Annotated in this window: 15 protein-coding genes; 4 read left to right on the forward strand and 11 right to left on the reverse strand. The window is 42.0% G+C overall.

Features of this window, described 5'->3' with window-relative positions:
• Positions 1–14: 14 nt before the first annotated feature.
• The gene (gene nifU / locus BMX69_RS14595) at positions 15–452 is read right to left on the reverse strand and encodes a Fe-S cluster assembly scaffold protein NifU (protein ID WP_025234672.1); all 438 of its coding nucleotides are present in this window, start codon (positions 450–452) and stop codon (positions 15–17) included.
• 69 nt (positions 453–521) lie between these two features.
• A complete protein-coding gene (gene nifS / locus BMX69_RS14600) occupies positions 522–1,706 on the reverse strand; it encodes a cysteine desulfurase NifS (RefSeq protein ID WP_100042733.1) in 1,185 nt (394 codons plus the stop codon).
• Positions 1,707–1,934: 228 nt separating this feature from the next.
• Between nifS and BMX69_RS14605 the strand changes: the two genes are divergently transcribed.
• Positions 1,935–3,485, forward strand: coding sequence for a polysaccharide biosynthesis protein (locus tag BMX69_RS14605; RefSeq protein WP_100042734.1), 1,551 nt, complete (start codon positions 1,935–1,937; stop codon positions 3,483–3,485).
• A 174-nt stretch (positions 3,486–3,659) separates the two neighbouring features.
• On the opposite strand, the gene BMX69_RS14610 is transcribed toward BMX69_RS14605, so the two are convergent.
• The 7 genes from BMX69_RS14610 to modA all read right to left on the reverse strand — a co-directional run bounded on the left by BMX69_RS14610 (position 3,660) and on the right by modA (position 9,744).
• On the reverse strand, positions 3,660–4,403 hold the full coding sequence (locus BMX69_RS14610; RefSeq protein WP_100042735.1) for an ABC transporter permease: 744 nt from the start codon (positions 4,401–4,403) through the stop codon (positions 3,660–3,662).
• The gene (locus BMX69_RS14615) at positions 4,390–5,352 is read right to left on the reverse strand and encodes an ABC transporter ATP-binding protein (RefSeq protein ID WP_054791859.1); all 963 of its coding nucleotides are present in this window, start codon (positions 5,350–5,352) and stop codon (positions 4,390–4,392) included. Before BMX69_RS14615 ends, BMX69_RS14610 begins: the two co-directional genes overlap by 14 nt.
• A 125-nt stretch (positions 5,353–5,477) precedes the next feature.
• Positions 5,478–6,296 carry a MerR family transcriptional regulator gene (locus BMX69_RS14620; RefSeq protein WP_100042736.1) on the reverse strand — a complete coding sequence of 273 codons (819 nt, stop codon included), beginning with the start codon at positions 6,294–6,296 and terminating at the stop codon, positions 5,478–5,480.
• 346 nt (positions 6,297–6,642) lie between these two features.
• On the reverse strand, positions 6,643–6,852 hold the full coding sequence (locus BMX69_RS14625; RefSeq protein ID WP_054791858.1) for a TOBE domain-containing protein: 210 nt from the start codon (positions 6,850–6,852) through the stop codon (positions 6,643–6,645).
• A gap of 216 nt (positions 6,853–7,068) precedes the next feature.
• Positions 7,069–8,121 (reverse strand): sulfate/molybdate ABC transporter ATP-binding protein, encoded by a 1,053-nt coding sequence (locus BMX69_RS14630; RefSeq protein ID WP_100042737.1) that lies wholly within the window; start codon positions 8,119–8,121, stop codon positions 7,069–7,071.
• A 1-nt stretch (position 8,122) separates the two neighbouring features.
• Positions 8,123–8,821 (reverse strand): molybdate ABC transporter permease subunit, encoded by a 699-nt coding sequence (modB, locus tag BMX69_RS14635; protein ID WP_100042738.1) that lies wholly within the window; start codon positions 8,819–8,821, stop codon positions 8,123–8,125.
• Between the two features lie 29 nt (positions 8,822–8,850).
• On the reverse strand, positions 8,851–9,744 hold the full coding sequence (gene modA, locus BMX69_RS14640; protein ID WP_100042739.1) for a molybdate ABC transporter substrate-binding protein: 894 nt from the start codon (positions 9,742–9,744) through the stop codon (positions 8,851–8,853).
• Positions 9,745–9,985: 241 nt separating this feature from the next.
• Here modA and BMX69_RS14645 point away from each other — a divergent pair, with 241 nt between their 5' ends.
• The 3 genes from BMX69_RS14645 to BMX69_RS14655 all read left to right on the forward strand — a co-directional run bounded on the left by BMX69_RS14645 (position 9,986) and on the right by BMX69_RS14655 (position 13,365).
• Positions 9,986–10,957, forward strand: coding sequence for a helix-turn-helix transcriptional regulator (locus BMX69_RS14645; RefSeq protein ID WP_100042740.1), 972 nt, complete (start codon positions 9,986–9,988; stop codon positions 10,955–10,957).
• 172 nt (positions 10,958–11,129) lie between these two features.
• On the forward strand, positions 11,130–12,671 hold the full coding sequence (locus BMX69_RS14650) for a DUF1538 domain-containing protein (protein WP_100042741.1): 1,542 nt from the start codon (positions 11,130–11,132) through the stop codon (positions 12,669–12,671).
• A complete protein-coding gene (locus BMX69_RS14655) occupies positions 12,655–13,365 on the forward strand; it encodes a hypothetical protein (protein WP_100042742.1) in 711 nt (236 codons plus the stop codon). The genes BMX69_RS14650 and BMX69_RS14655 overlap by 17 nt, the downstream gene beginning before the upstream one ends.
• A gap of 82 nt (positions 13,366–13,447) precedes the next feature.
• On the opposite strand, the gene BMX69_RS14660 is transcribed toward BMX69_RS14655, so the two are convergent.
• Positions 13,448–14,818, reverse strand: a complete 1,371-nt coding sequence (locus BMX69_RS14660) for a glycoside hydrolase family 18 protein (protein ID WP_100042743.1) — start codon at positions 14,816–14,818, stop codon at positions 13,448–13,450.
• 233 nt (positions 14,819–15,051) lie between these two features.
• Positions 15,052–16,824, reverse strand: a complete 1,773-nt coding sequence (locus BMX69_RS14665; RefSeq protein ID WP_100042744.1) for a MutS family DNA mismatch repair protein — start codon at positions 16,822–16,824, stop codon at positions 15,052–15,054.
• Positions 16,825–16,910: the final 86 nt, after the last annotated feature.

The raw sequence follows: 16,910 nt of genomic DNA on the forward strand, positions 1-16,910 counted from the left end.
AAAAGCCCGGCATCTTAATATTCTTCTTCCACTTCTTCCTCACCGATATCAGACTTGGGTTTCTTTAAGCCCTCAATCTCAAGTCCGTTTTTCTTTGCATAGTCCCATAAGGCAGCGTGAATTGCTTCCTCTGCCAGCAGGGAACAGTGAACCTTAACCGGAGGTAATCCATCAAGCGCTTCACAGACAGCCATATTCGTCACAGCCATGGCCTCCTGAACGGATTTTCCCTTAACCATCTCTGTAGCCATGCTGCTGGTAGCAACCGCAGCTCCGCAGCCAAAGGTTTTAAATTTCACATCACGGATAATCTGATTTTCATCAATATCCAAATAGATTCTCATAATATCGCCGCACTTGGCATTACCTACGGTACCCATACCGCTGGGGTTATCAATTTCCCCTACATTTCTTGGATGCTCAAAATGATCCATAACTTTTTCTGTATACATAATTTACTTTCTCCATTTCAAGGTAATCAATCTGCTTTGTTTCCAGCCGCTAATAGGCGGCGCTTTGAATTATTTCGCCTGATGCTTAATATAATCCTCATAAAGCGGGGACATACTGCGCAGTTTTTCCACGATCTCCTTAATGGATTCCACAACATAGTCCATCTCTTCCTTTGTGTTGTTCTCATCTAAGGTCAGGCGAAGGGAACCATGGGCGATTTCGTGAGGAAGGCCAATGGCAAGCAGCACATGAGATGGGTCCAAGGAGCCTGAAGTACAGGCAGAACCGCTGGAGCCGCATATACCTTTCATATCCAGCATGATCAGCAGGGACTCTCCTTCAATAAACTGGAAAGCAAAATTTACGTTGTTGGACAGCCTGTTTTTCCTATGTCCGTTAATTCTTGTAAAAGGAACCTCTGCCATAACCCGGTCCATCAGATAATTCCGAAGCTCACATTCCTTATTTGCTCTATCAGCCATACCTGCAACCGCAAGCTCCACAGCCTTGCCAAAGCCTACGATACCCGGTACATTCTCCGTACCTGCACGGCGTTTTCTCTCCTGAGCGCCTCCATGAATGAAGGAACGGGATTTAATGCCGCTTCTGATATAGAGAAAGCCAATGCCCTTGGGTCCGTTGATCTTATGGCCGCTGGCACTGAGCATATCGATATGGTATTCATCTACATTAATGGGAACATGACCAAATGCCTGGACCGCATCTGTGTGGAATAATATTCCCCGTTCTTTTGCAATCTCTCCGATTTCTTTGATCGGTTCTATGGTTCCTATCTCATTATTAGCAAACATGATGGAAATAAGGATGGTGTCTGGGCGTATCGCTTTTTTAAGCTCCTCCAGCTTTATAACCCCATTCTCATCTACATTTAAATAGGTTACCTCAAAGCCCTGCTTCTCCAAATACTCACAGGTGTGAAGCACGGCGTGGTGTTCAATATTACTGGTGATGATGTGTTTTCCTTTTGAAGCATAAGCCTCCGCAGTTGCAATCAGTGCCCAGTTATCAGACTCTGAACCACCTGCCGTAAAATAGATCTCATTAGCCTTGGCTCCCAAAGTGTTCGCAATGGTTTCTCTGGCTCCTGAGACGGCCTTTTTTGAGATGCCGGAAAACTCGTATACGGAGGATGGATTTCCATAAAACTCCGTAAAATAAGGCAGCATGGCTTCCACGACCTCGGGCCGCGTTTGGGTAGTTGCTGCATTGTCAAGATAAATCAATTGCTTCATATTGTTAGTTCCGCCTTTCTGTAGTCCTAAAGTTAAAAGCTTCATCTACAAATTCTATTATACACACATTTCCTAGAATTTCAATAGGAATGATTCTCATTATAGTTACAGTTCAGCCATGCATAAAAATTTATACAATCGGAGCTGGTATAACTGAACTGCAACAGATGTCATGAAGAAGAAGCCCATTCCATATATTTATAATAATTCTCATTTTCAGGAGATTGCATGAATGATTCTCTGAAATTTCCCCGAAAACTTTCGCCAAGAAAATATGCGCTTCTTACCGGCACCCTTCTTTTGACTTCTGCCGGGCTGATCACCCGGTTGTTAGGCTTTTTTTACCGGATTTTTCTCTCACGGACCATTGGCGCAGAAGGACTTGGAATCTTTAACCTGATCCATCCGGTGTTTGGCGTATGCTTTGCCTTATGCGCCGGTTCTATTCAGACCGCCATATCCCAGTCCGTAGCCGCTAATGTGAGAAAAGGCCGTTCCATTTTCCGAACCGGCCTTATTATTTCAGTGGCTATTTCCTTGATCCTGGCATACGCCATCATCCGGTTTAAGGATTTCCTGGCCGTCAATATCCTGATGGAACCCCGCTGTGCCCCTCTTCTTCTCTTTATTGCGGTATCCGTCCCCTGTGCGGCCATTCACGCCTGTATCAATGGTTACTATTATGGTATGCAGCGCCCTCATGTCCCGGCATCTGCTCAGGTGATCGAACAGTTCATAAGAATCGGAGCCGTGTTCCTCATTGCAGATATCATGATAGAATCCGGGATTAAAATCACTGTCCAGCTGGCAGCCATGGGACATCTGATAGGGGAAATTGTTTCTTCTCTTTATACGATCACGGCCTATCGCTTTTTTTCACCAAAAATGCCCGAAGGCGTCACAGCGGTTGCCTCTTCCTTCCATGAAACTGCTCCCGGGCTTATGCACCTGGCAATGCCTCTTATGGGGAACCGCCTGGTCTTAAATGTCCTTGCAAGCGCAGAAGCCATCCTGATTCCCAGCAGACTGCAGATGTCAGGGCTTTCCGATTCAGGAGCATTTTCCGTATACGGTGTTTTAACCGGAATGGCTTTGCCCTTTATTCTGTTCCCTTCCACCATATTTAATTCCCTGGCCGTCCTTTTGCTTCCAACGGTAGCTGAGGCCCAGTCAGAGGGAAATGACCGGAGGATCGGTGATGCCATTTCCATGTCACTTCGTTACTGCCTGTACGTGGGAATCCTTTGCATCGGTATCTTCACCCTGTTTGGTAATGACTTGGGTGTCAGCGTATTTAAGGATAATAGCGCCGGAACCTATATGACCATATTAGCATGGCTTTGTCCCTTCCTCTATCTGGTAACTACTATGGGAAGTATTTTAAACGGCCTGGGAAAAACCTCTGTCACCTTTGTCCAGAACGCCATTGCATTGTTATTGCGCTTAGGATTTGTTCTCTTTGGAATTCCCAAATATGGGATCTTAGCCTATCTGGTAGGAATGCTGGCCAGTGAACTGCTTCTGGCCATGATGCATGTGCTGACCCTGCGGAAAAAGGTGGATTTTGTGTGGAACGCTTGGGATATGATCCTAAAGCCGGCGGCCCTGATGGTGCTCGCCATCGGTATCTACTTTGCGCTGTTTTCCGTGGCGGATCCATTTAAGAGTATGCCATTATTTATAAAAACTGCATTCCATATTACTATATTAAGCATATTCTATCTGGTACTCCTCCTTGGCGCTCATATTATGAAAGGGGATAAATCCAGGGAACTTTAAGGATTAGATTATTCCTTTTATGAGGATTTACATGTACATAATTAAAAAGTAAAAACGGACTGTCAAATGGCAGTCCTTCGTATAACAGTATTTTATCCGTTTTGAAAGTGTGGCGTAGCGCAAAGCTACGCCATATTTTTATCTGTTGACGTTTCCCAATGTCTTAGAGATAAATCAATAACTATCTTTCTTTAATGAATAGACAGCTGCAATAAAACTAATTGCACCTAATACAAGGAGAAGTCCCACTACGGAAAAAAATTGAAACCAATCAATCATTGTTCCTTGTACCAGCATTCTAAGACTATTAACAACATGGGTGAACGGGTTAATCATTGCTGCAATTCGGAATCCACCATGAAGTTGCTCAAAAGGTATTAATGCTGAACTGACAAAGAACAACGGCAAAGTGAACGTATTTATAAGTGCAATAAAAGAATTTTCATCTGGCAGCGTAAGGCTGATGGCATAAGACACAGCTGCTACAAATGCCACCGACAGAAACAGCAATACAGCCATGGAAAGCATTCCACTTATTCCTAAAGCAATTCGTACGGACATTAGAAAAGCGATGCCCATTAAAATTGCAATTTGGATAAATGATAGAACAGCGGCATCTAAAATATGAGCAAGTATAACAGAGCTCCTTCTCACGGGGGAAATCATAATCCGGTAGAAACTGCCTCCTGTTTTCAATGAATAATTGGCGATTCCGCTTACCCCGGAGCTGGACAGTACCCCCATGACCAGTATGCCGGGCAGAATAAAAGCAGTGTAATTTTCTTCTGCTTTACCGCCGCTAAATATAGTGCTGAACAATAAAAGCCAAATGAGAGGCTGAACCAATGTCATAATAATAGTTACCGGATTTTGAAAGCGCCATTTTACGCTTCTCCAAAAAAGATTATAAGTTTGCATTTCGAACGCTCCCATCATTTTTTTGTGTAAGAGACAGAAAGATATCATCAAGGCTGGGTGTTACAACTCCAATTGCGGAGTAATGAATTCGTTTATCTGACATGAATTGATTCAGAGCGTAAAAGTCCTTTTTGGCGTCATACGTATTTGCATAAATGGTATTCTGCTCTTTTCGTATTCCTTTCACAAATGGCAGGGCTGAAATCTGCGCTGCTAATTCCTGTTGCCTTTCTGGATCATCCAAATCAATACGAACAATATTTTTGCGGGTATGTTCTCGTAAATGTTCCGGTGTATCCTGCACCAGTTCATGCCCTTCCTTCATAATACATACCGTATCACTTAACATATCGGCTTCTTCTAAATAATGAGTTGTCAGAAAAACGGTTGTGCCAAACTGGGTTTTGATTGTTTTAACGACTTCCCACATGGCTTTACGTGATTCAATATCCATTCCTACAGTTGGTTCGTCAAGGAATAGAATCTTGGGATATGACATCATACTCATGGCAATATCCAAACGCCGTTTTACACCTCCGGAATATGCTGTTACCCTGTACTTTTCATATTCTTTTAAGCTAAATGTGTCAATAAGAGCGTCCATGCGCTTGTTTGCAGTCATTCTGTCCAGCTTGTGAAGTCGGCTTTGGAACAGCATGTTTTCCCGCAGGGACAAGTGATCGTCAATGGATACCTTTTGAGCAACGCAGGAAATATCAGCTCTAACAAATTTCTGCTCTGTAATTGCATCATGACCTAGAACCGATACCCGCCCGCTTGTAGGTTTCAGAAACGTTGTCAGGATATTAATTAATGTCGTTTTACCCGCTCCATTCGGCCCCAGCAAAGAAAATATTTCTCCTGTTGAAACTGTAATGCTTACATTGTCAAGCGCCATTTTACCGCTTGCGTATTCTTTTGATAGATTACTAACTGAAATAGCCTCCAAATTTATACCTCCTTTTCTCTTTGTACTAAGCGTACAGTATCGTACGGTGCTAGAGTCAATAGGCATAAAAAAATTTATGTAACAAAAAAATCGCTGCTTATTCAGCAACGATAATAATGAACACGCTATTTGCTTCTAATTGGGAAACATACTTCTGTAATCAGATTGGCCGGGTCAGGTTCAGTTTCAGGAGAGACATGATAGATATTGAAGATTGGACCATCAAATTCATAACCATTTTCTGAAATCCAATTTGCAATTGCTTCATTTGCTTCGACAAGTTGAATGTAACCACCCTTGTAAGTTAATGTCGCGGCGGTAATCACAGGAACGTTTTTGAATTTTACAATATCTGTACTTCTATAATTTCCAACAACAGCTCTCTGAACTTCTACATCAATTTCATGTTCTACAAATCCTTCATTATGGAAGATTGCAATGTTGTAGCTTGGATTAGCAAACTGTATGTTTTGTTCCTCAATATTCTCCGACAATTCCTTCCACAAAATACCCTCCTGATTGTATGCGGCAATTGTACTGCGATAACTTATGACATTTCTTTTAGGAATTTCCTTAATTGCTATGTTAAATCTGGAAAGTGAGGAACTCTTGTTAAGACCCTTTATAGTTGTTTGAAGCAACAGTAATTGCTTTTGCATTATCTCAATTTCTTCTTGTTTTTGAGCGGCTTGAAGAGTCAAATATCGTTTTAGGCTATCCTCATTATTGTACTCCGATAGGATATCCTTAATAATGGATAACCCAAACCCCATATTTTTTAGCGCCTGTATGCGATTGGCAATAGGGAGCTGTTCTTCGCTGTAATAGCGGTAACCTGTAAACTCATCAACATATACCGGAATGAGCAATCCTATTTCATTGTAGTGCCGGAGCATAAAAATACTTATCTTTGATAATGCTGAAAAATCTCCAATTTTAAGCATAAATACCACCTCCATGTAATTAATCCAACTGTATCTATTTATCATAAACTATAGCACTATGCTAGAGTCAATAGTTCTACAATACATTTCATAAATTCTCTGTTTGTTTGATTTCTATCTCATTGTATTGGTGTTTCAATTACTTCCTATCTTTTCCTGGCCATATAGCAGATAAGTCCAATCAAGCTAAAACAACAATAAATTATCGTACAAATTGAAAGGAAGCGTATCATTCGGATTGAACGATACGCTTCCTTTCTTACACATCTTACTTGGCAGTGCCCATAAACAGTTTTTAATTTATACTGTCTTATATAGGACCGTCAGTTTTTTAGAAAATATACTTTTAATCAATCCCAACCATTACAGAAGTCGCTTTAATGATGGCATAGGCATCCTTTCCGACTTCCAGTTCTAAGTCCTTCACCGCCGCCATGGAAACTGTGGACGATACGATATTGCCGCCGCCGATATCAATGGTTACAATGGCGTTTACCGCACCTGTTTCAATTCCTACAACTTTTCCCTTAAACTGATTTCTTGCACTGAGTTTCATCTCATATGCCTCCTCTCATCCAATCCTGGCCTGTGGAAATATACTTCGGTATACCTTTACACCCGGTAAAACGAGGCGTGTTCTGCCAAAAAAGCATGGCAGGAAAGTGGAAATATATAGAAGTAATTATGAATTGTAAGCCAGAAGATTATACTGCTTTTTCATAAAATGATTGTAAGCATTTCTATACTCATTGTCAACCGGTTCTCACAAACACTAAAGCAAAAGCAGGAGGTCTTCCTTGGGAAACTTAATAAATGGCGGAATATTTTGAAGCTTTCCTTCCTCAAAGTCCATTTTATCCTGGACCCACCAGATCTTTGAGGAGGTTTTATCGTCTGAGTTCTGGAACAGGTACTGCCTTTGGAAAGGCGTATCGGCAAACCCAGCCAATTCAATTCCCATGACATTTTCCTCCGACCGTTCCTGAACCGGAATCAGGTTATGGCCCCGGATTCCTACGTACCTGACGGAATCTCCGATTTTCTCCTCTGTTTTAAGCTTTATCTTCCATTCACAGGCATAAAGCTCATAATCACTTATTTTCTCTATGGATGATATATTTTTGCAGCCGGTCAGCTTTGCTGCTTCCATTCTTTCCGGTCTGCGGAAAATATCTTTTGTGCAGCCTTTTAATATGGTTTTTCCTTCTGAAAGGAGCATCATATGATCACAGAATTTGTAGATTTCATCTCTGGAATGGGATACCATGAGTACATCGCCGTTATATTCCCTGATCAGTTCCAGCATTTCCATCTGAAGCGTATCCTTTAAAAAGCCATCCAATGCAGAAAACGGCTCATCTAACATAATAATATCCGGCTTGTATAAAAGCATGCGGGCAAGGGCCACTCTTTGCTGCTGCCCTCCCGACAGCTGGGAGGGATATCTTTTTTCCAGGCCTTCCAGCTGAAAGCGCCTTAGCTGTTCAGCGACAAGGGGAAGCTTATCCCGTTTTTTTCCCGGAATCACGATACTTAAGTTTTCTTCTACCGTCATGGTGGGAAACAGGGCATAGTTCTGAAACAGGTAGCCGGTACGGCGTTCTCTGGCAGGCAGATTGATCCCCTTTTCCGAATCAAACAATACCTTCCCGTTTAAAACGATCCGGCCTTGATCCGGTTTTTCAATTCCTGCCACACATTTTAAAGTCATGCTTTTCCCGCAGCCTGAGGCTCCTAAGATCCCCATGCAGCCAGCCTCAGTTTCAAATTCCACATTTAATTCAAATCCTGAAAACTTTTTTCGGATGTTTACCTGCAATGCCATATTAAATCCACCTGTTCACATGTTTCATATTTTTTCCGGATATATAATTTATAACAGCAACAATAAAAAAAGACAAGATTACAATGACACATACCCAGAATCCAGCCGTATCCCAGTTTCCTGCCGCAACTTCGGAAGCAATTGCAACGGAAACCGTTCTGGTCTTTCCCAGGATGTTTCCTGCCAGCATGGCGGTCGCCCCGTATTCTCCGATGGCTCTGGCAAAGGCGAGTACGGTTCCGGAAGCCAGCCCAGGAGCTGCAATGGGAACGATGATTTTCCAGAAAATCTTCCTCTCCGACAGCCCCAGGGTCCTTCCCGCATGGATCATGTCAACGTCCACCTGCTCAAAAGCTGCCCTCGCATTCCGGTACATCAAGGGAAATGCGATAACAAAAGCAGCTATGACACAGCCTGGCCATGTCTGTACCATCTTTATATTAAATTCCTCAAAAAGAAATTTGCCGAAGGGTCTCCGAAGGCTGAAGATCAACAGAAGAAAGAACCCGGCCACAGTAGGCGGGAGTACCAATGGCAATGTTAAGATACCATCTACAATGGATTTTGCCGTGTTGTTCAGCTTCATAATCAGCCTTGCGGCGCTTATCCCCAGAAAAAATGTCAGCACCGTTGCCAGAATCCCCGTTTTAAAAGAAATAAAAAGGGGACTCCAATCTATTGTTTTCATCAGTTCAAGCATAGATTTTCACCCCCTTTTTTATGTATTATTTATTTAGAAGATTTTGCGAATCCGGCATCCGTAAACAGCTTCATAACCCCTTCATCGTTTACCAGAAACTCTTTAAAATCAGCGGCTGCCTTTGCCTGCCCTTCTGATGCCTCATTGTCAATGATCAGGCCTACCGGATAAACAGCAGGATCGATCATGGTATTATCTGCTTCAGCAATGATTTCAACCTTGTCCGCCATAGAAGCCGCATCAGTTGCATAAACAACTCCAACTTCGTTGCTTCCTTCTGCAACAGCTGTCAGAACAGCAGTAACATTGGCGCCTTCGTTAATTTCCATCTTCATTACCTGATCAAGGGTTCCCAGATTGGTGAACAGCTTTCTTGCATACTGGCCTACAGGCACATCCTCTCCTGCGAGAGCAAGGCTTGATGCCTTAGTAATATTGTCAAAGCCGGTTACTTCAGTTTTCCCATCCTTTGGCTTAATGAGAACAATCTTATTCTCAAGAAGGTTGCTGATGGAGCCGTCTACTACAAATCCGCCATCCTTTAACGCATCCATCTGCTTTGTTGCCGCAGAAAAGAAAATGTCACACTGGGCGCCTTCTTCGATCTGAGTCTGAAGAGTGCCTGAGCTGTCTGCATTGTATATTATGTTTACATTTGGATGATCTTTTTCATAAGTTTCCTTGATCTTTTCCATTGCGTTTTTTAAGCTGGCTGCAATAAAGACATAAAGGTCTTCCTTCTCTGCCTTTGCCTCGGTGGTTTCTTCTGCCTTCGTAGTTTCCTCAGCTTTACTGGTATCCTCCGCTGCAGTTGTCTGATCCGCCTGCGTAGCCTTTGTACCGGTTGAACCGCACCCCGCAACCGTACCGGCAGCAAACATTGCTGCCAACATTACTGCCAGTAATTTCTTTCCTTGTTTCATAATACTTCCTCCTGGTTTTGAACAACAAGTTGTTCATTTTAATTATGTTTTGTTGGGTTTTGTCCCGTTTGGTAATTACCAATTCATTTTAGATGAAATTTTAAGGAATGTCAATGCCAATCTAATTATATAATAACATCGGGATTTAAACCGGCTTTTACAGCTTTGATTGACATTGAAATGAAATATGCTATAACTAAATATAACTGATGGAAGCCAAAAGAAATAAAGAGGAAACCGTATGGAAAAAATATATACCACCCAGGAAGTCGCCGATCAGCTTAAAATCAAAAAATCTACTGTTTATGAATTGATAAAAAGAGGAGAATTAAGGGCAAATAAGGTAGGCAAGCAGATAAGGATCAGCCAGGAACAGCTGGATGAATACTTAAAGGTTCCAAACTGCAGCTCTTTCCAGGCAGATGAGCCTCTTCCCGGGATCATGGATATCCCTCTGTTTACCGCTGATTCCGCGATCCGGCAGATGGATTACCTTCTTAACGCCAGCGGCCTGATCATAAGCAGTCAGGAATCCAGAGTTGTGGAATTGCTTCGCAGTCAGCTGAGCCTGCGTCCGGACAGCCTTCCCATCCTGCATTCCTATATGAATGAATATAACAGCCTGTATTCCCTGTACTATGAAAAGACCCATATGGCCCTCACCTCTTTCTGCACCAGCCGGGAAGGACAGGAAATCCAGCAGATCCAAAGCCTGCTGCCAGGAAAGGAAGCAGTAATCATCCATATCTGCAGCCTTCAGGCAGGTTTTTATATCAGAAAAGGAAATCCAAAGGGCATACACACCTTAAAGGATATATGCCGGCCGGATATCCGGTTCATAAACAGGGAGAAAGGAAACGGGTACCGGATCTATCTGGACTCCAGCCTTTCAGCCCAAAGCATTGAAAAAACCGATATTCCCGGATACAAGAAAGAATGCCTCTCCCATATGTCAGCCGCAAATGCAGTCGCATCGGGAGCCGCTGATGCGGGCATCGGCGATATCTCCCACCTGGCTGCATACCCGCAGCTTGATTATATCCCGTTGTCCTCTGCCTCCATGGACTTAGTCTTTTCTAAAGAAGTCCTGAACCATCCGGCCTTTCAAAGGATTGCCGATACGATAAGTTCCCAGGAATTTAAAAACAGTCTCCTTCCATTTAAGGGATATGAAATTGGTAAGACAGGTAATTGTACATTTGTGAATCGCTGACAACTTTTTCCAGGATATAAACTTTTCATAAAGATTTTAGTTGCACTCGCAACTAATTATGTGTTAAACTAGTCATGATCTAAAAAGAGTCTGCAGGCTCATGCACAATTCTGTGCAAATTATCATTCTTAAGAATCCCTATCATTAAAAACGGACAACAGGAGGTATCTCTTTGAATCAAAAATTAAAAGAAAAAATAGTAGAATCCCTATCATCTGTCCTGCCCGTTACATGTATCGTGTTGATCCTGTGCATAACCATCACTCCCATGCCACTTGACCCACTGATGCTGTTTCTGGTAGGTGCAACCCTTTTAACCGTTGGAATGGGCTTTTTTACACTTGGTGTCGACATGTCCATGATGATCATCGGGGAAAAAGCGGGTGCCCACCTGGCAAAATCAAAAAAGCTGCCGCTTATTGTTTTTGCCTGTTTTGTCATTGGTTTTATCATTACCATCGCAGAACCGGATCTTCAGGTCCTGGCGGGGCAGACGCCCGCAGTTCCTGACATGGTCCTGATCCTTTCTGTGGCCGGAGGAGTAGGGGTATTCCTGGCAATTGCATTTTTAAGAACCCTGTTTGGCTGGAGCTTATCCCATATCCTTATGATCTGCTATGCCATACTCTTTATTACATCTACTTTTGTACCAAAAGAATTTCTGGCTGTGGCCTTTGACTCCGGCGGAGTTACAACAGGCCCTATTACGGTGCCCTTTATCATGGCACTTGGCGTAGGTCTCTCAACCATCGGGCGGGGTAAGAATTCGGATAGCGACAGCTTCGGCCTGGTCGCCCTTTGTTCCATAGGACCGATTCTTTCCGTTATGATACTGGGTCTGGTCTATAAATCCTCTGCCACTGATTATGAACCCTTGATGATCCCTTCCATAAACAATTCACAGGATCTTTGGCTGGCTTTTCAGCATGAACTTCCTGATTATGCCTGGGAGGTCTTCTTGGCTCTTTTCCCCGTTTTGCTGTTCTTTATCGTATTCCAGATCTTCTTTCTGAAGCTTCGAAAAAGACAGTTAATCAAAATCCTGGTAGGACTCATCTACTCCTACATCGGACTGACGCTTTTCCTTACCGGTGTAAACGTAGGCTTTATGCCTGCCGGTAATTATCTGGGACAGCAGCTTGCCTCACTCCCTTATAATTGGGTCATGGTTCCCATCGGAATGCTTATTGGATACTATATCGTAAAAGCCGAACCGGCCGTACAGGTTTTAAATAAGCAGGTAGAGGACATTACGGGAGGCTCCATTTCGGAAAAAACCATGATGACCGGATTATCCATCGGCATGGCTATCTCCCTTGGATTATCAATAATAAGGGTCATGACAGGCCTGCCCTTACTGGCACTCCTGCTTCCCGGCTACGCCCTGGCCCTTGGCCTTTCCTTTGTAGTCCCGCCGATTTTTACATCCATTGCCTTTGATTCAGGCGGTGTGGCTTCCGGTCCTATGACGGCTACCTTCCTCCTTCCCTTCGCTATGGGAGCCTGTGAGGCTTTGGGTGGAAATATTGTGACCGATGCCTTTGGTATCGTAGCCATGGTCGCTATGACGCCCCTGATCATCATACAGCTTATCGGCGTCTCTTATAACTACAAAACGAAAAAAGCGAACGTTCCGGCGAATGCGCCGCTTCTTAATATGGAACTTGAATTTATTGACTTAGGAAAGGAGGAGGCTGATGACTTCCAATCGTAAAATAAACTGGATAACGATTATCGTTGCCAGAGGAAAGGGCGAAAAGGCAGCTTCCGTTTTTAGAGAGCATCATCAGGAACTGCTTCTCATTACCAGAGGACATGGGACCGCAAGCTCTGCAATCAGGGATTGTCTTGGATTTGATGAGCCGGAAAAAGATCTGGTTATCGGAATTGTGGAAGAAGCGGCTACCAAGCGCTTATTATCTGCTCTGCATGAAAAATTAGAGCTTGAAAAACCAGGCTATGGCATTGTATTTACCATCCCCCTGTCAGGGATCAGCGCCGCAGCTTCCAATATATTAGAAAATGCCCCGTCAGCTGGGGATATGCCCTCATCCACAGATTATCACAAGGAGGATCGCTCTATGTCAGATACGATCAGATACGAACTAATTGCTGCTGTCATCAATACCGACCTTTCCGCTCCTATTATGGAAGCTGCCAGAAACGCCGGTTGTAAGGGAGGAACCCTGGTCAAAGCCAGAGAAGCTCTTGCTGATGATTCAAAAAAGCTTTTTGGTCTGACTCTTTCCAGTGAGAAGGAAATTCTCCTCATCCTGGTTCCCTTCACGGATAAACAGGCGGTTCTTAAATCCATCTGCGAAACAGTGTTGAAGGAAACCGGAGAACATGCCATTGCTTTTTCTCTTCCCGTAGATGAAGTTGCAGGACTCAGCACCCTGGAAAAATAATAAAATCCTTATATGGACCGTCTGGAATAAAAAAGGCGTCAGTCCCATATTCCCTGTTGGGATATGGGGCAGACGCCTTCTTTTATTGTTTCAGTCCATGATACAGTGCGTTTAAAAGTTCTCCCTTCGAATCCTGACTCAGCTCCCAAACCATAGCGCCGCCTAACTTCTTTGATTTGATATAATCAGTTTTAAAGCCTATGGACTTCGGATCCTCATAGCTTATAAAGACCGTACCATTAAATAGCCATGGAACCTTTGACTGGGTATGGAAATGACTGGTATAGCCTGATTTATTTAAATAGTTTTCTTTAATATCCTGATATCCGATGGAATTGGAACCGCCAAAGGTCTGGTACAATCCATTGTTTGAATTATTTACAGAAGAATATAAATATCCGTAAAACGGAATACCCATTACCAGCTTTTCTGCCGGAAAAGAGGCTCCAAGCCAGGCATTAACAGCTCTATCCACACTCGCCTTATACTGGGGAGAAGAATCATCGTTGTCATATAAAGGAGCAAGGAGATCTGTATTAGAATCCCAGTATCCATGCAGATCATAGGTCATGATATTTGCATAATCCAGATACTGAGCCAGCTTTGACAGCTCCACATTGTTTATGTAAGAAGTATCCGCTCCTCCTGCAATGGTCAGTAAGTAATGCTTATTGTCAGCAGCACCTTTCGCATCCAGTTTTTCCCGAATCTTTTTAAGAAGCAGAGTAAAATTATGTTTATCTTCCCCGCGCCTGGAATTTGCCGCCATACCTCCGCTGACCGGATACTCCCAGTCTAAGTCAACTCCGTCAAATCCGTATTTTTTAATGAAATCAACGCAGCTGTCTGCAAATGCAATTCTGGTCTCCTCTGTCAGGGCCGCATCCGAGAACTTCCCGGACCAATTCCAGCCTCCGACGGAAATCATTGTTTTTAAATCCGGATTGGTCTGTTTTAAGGAATTTAAAAGCTTTATGTTAGAGGCATCCACGTCAGGATATCCCAGGGTTATCTTTAAGTCAGAACCAATGTTGGCAAAAGCATAATTAATATGGGTCAGCTTCCTTGCATCGATCTGGTTTGGATAGTAATTATAATAGGCCGCCCATGCTGCATAATAACCAACTAATTTACCAATCTGCAGGTTAGAGGATTCTGCTGCGGGCAGAGCAGATGATTCCGCTGCAGGCGAAGCAGGCGGTTCTGTTGCGGGTGGTGTATATGATTCCTCTGTGGCAAGGACAGCAGCCGTTTCAGGATTATCTGCAATCGTTTTCGGGGAAAGAGGTACCGGCGTGTCTGCAACCGCAACGGTTGAGGAGTTTTGGGTAGGTTCTGAGGAAATTCTGTTAGGTTTTTCAGCAAATGCCCCCCTGCCTAAATAACAACTCAGTACGATCACCATAAAAACGGAAACAGACAGAAATAGTTTCTTCATAATACTTTTGTTCATCACATGATCCTTTTCTCTCTTAGTTTTTCACAAGTATAACATGCTGGTTATTCTTTGAACAACGCGCAAAAAATGGCTCAATTGCATATATATGGATATTCGCAATCCACTTCCCTGCTTGCATACAGCGTGCTACGCTTTATCGGGCATAATAATGATTTTGCCTAAATAATTTAAGGGAATGATTGAGTTTAATGCTTTTAATGATTCCCAATCTAATTAATATTGTTTGCTTAAATAATACCAACTTTTTTAAGAAGATATTGTGCGTTGGTTGTTTTCGACACTCCTTTTTTCATTTTATAATCAAAGAGAATATCGTTATTAGAATATCGTTCATTAAAACAATAATTTTTAATACGCCGGTATGTGCTTTCTAATTTACAAACCTCTAAATCATGTGTCGTAATGATACCGCATATTCCAAGTATATGAAGTTTTTGAAGTACTCCTTCTGCACCTTTCAACCTGTCAACAGAGTTTGTTCCTCGAAATATTTCATCAATCAGGAATAGTAGATTCTCATTCACCTGCGCTGTATCTATAATTTCTTTAATTCGCTTTAGTTCCGCATAGAATGTGGAAATTTCTTCTGTTAACGCATCTGCTATACGCATAGAAGTCATAACTTTCATCATGGAAAATGTCATTTGATCTGCACATACATAACTTCCAGTACTCGCTAAAATCATATTGATTCCCACAGTTCTCATAAATGTGGTTTTTCCAGACATATTGGAGCCGGAAATAATTAGAATATTATTGTTTAGTTCCAAATCATTACTAACCCTATTTTTATTGTTTAAAAGGGGGTGTCCTAAATTTTTAGCCCTTATGGTATTCGATTGCGCGGAAATTATAGGAAGGCTAGTAACAGTGCAATTACGGGGCAGATTTGCCAAGCTCAGCAAGCTTTCCAATTCTCCTATAGCTGAAAACCACATAGCCACTGAATCACCATGCTTTCGTTTCCAGATATCTAAATCCACGGCATTTTTATAATCCCATAGCCATACAGCATTCAAAAAGATGCAAGCAATTCCATTTTGTCGTTGACTGATGTTACTTGATATTTTTGATAAATCTTGTATTGCCTCTTTAGCCGAGTGTAAAATTGATTTGATTTTCTTTAACCGAGAAGAACAAAATTCTTTTTCCACAATTTCCTGAAAAACATCATCATATTTTAATATTTTATAAGGGATTTTCCTCATTATTCCTATATATCTATTTGCTTTAAGAAAGCCAATTCCCCAAAGTATAAGTTGAAACAAAATCAAAGAGCTTGCAACAAGTATACCGTATCTACTCTTTGTTAATATAGAAAAAATGATTGACCCACAAGTGAGTACACGGAAAATATCCAACAAGAGTTGTAAAAGCTTACTTTTGATGAAAGTGTTTTTACACTGCAATTCTGAAATAAGCGTGGGAAATGACCTATCTATACCGATTTTTGAAAAGTAATATTCTAAGTGACTACTCCAAGGATAATCATTGCTCAATTCAGAAATAGACTCTTGCCTCATTTGTATATCTTTTTGTGAATAATTAGGATTCAACAAGTCTTGTGCAAACCTTAATCTTCCATAATAAGTATTTGTACTGTTCAAAAACTGAAACAAAGAATACCTGCCCACAATATCTAAATCCATTGCATAGTTATGGTTGCAATCAATAAACTCTTCCCCAATGTCATCGAATGTTCTCCATTCTCCTGACATGCGGCACAAGTTCCTTTTTGCAATAGCGATAAGACCCTCCTCATATGCGATTCGTTGAAATAGTTTTCTATGATAGATGCAAGCAATAATAAAAATAACCGCTTCTACTAACAACAATACAATAAATTTTAATGGGAAATGATTTGTCCATGCATTATAAATGGTATACCCTAACATAACTATCCAAATCAATTTGAATCTTCCTACTATATTAGCTAAATTATCGCATTCTTCGTGCGCTGATTTTCTTTGTCGTATTTCAAGTTCGTATTTTTGATACATAAGTAATGGTCTCCATTATAATAATTCAAATATTATATTTTATTATACGAGATAACAAGTGAATATATCCATTTTTCCTGCCATGT

Origin of the sequence: Lacrimispora sphenoides JCM 1415 (genome assembly GCF_900105615.1) — a bacterium.
In the GTDB taxonomy this organism is placed as follows: Bacteria; Bacillota; Clostridia; order Lachnospirales; family Lachnospiraceae; genus Lacrimispora; species Lacrimispora sphenoides.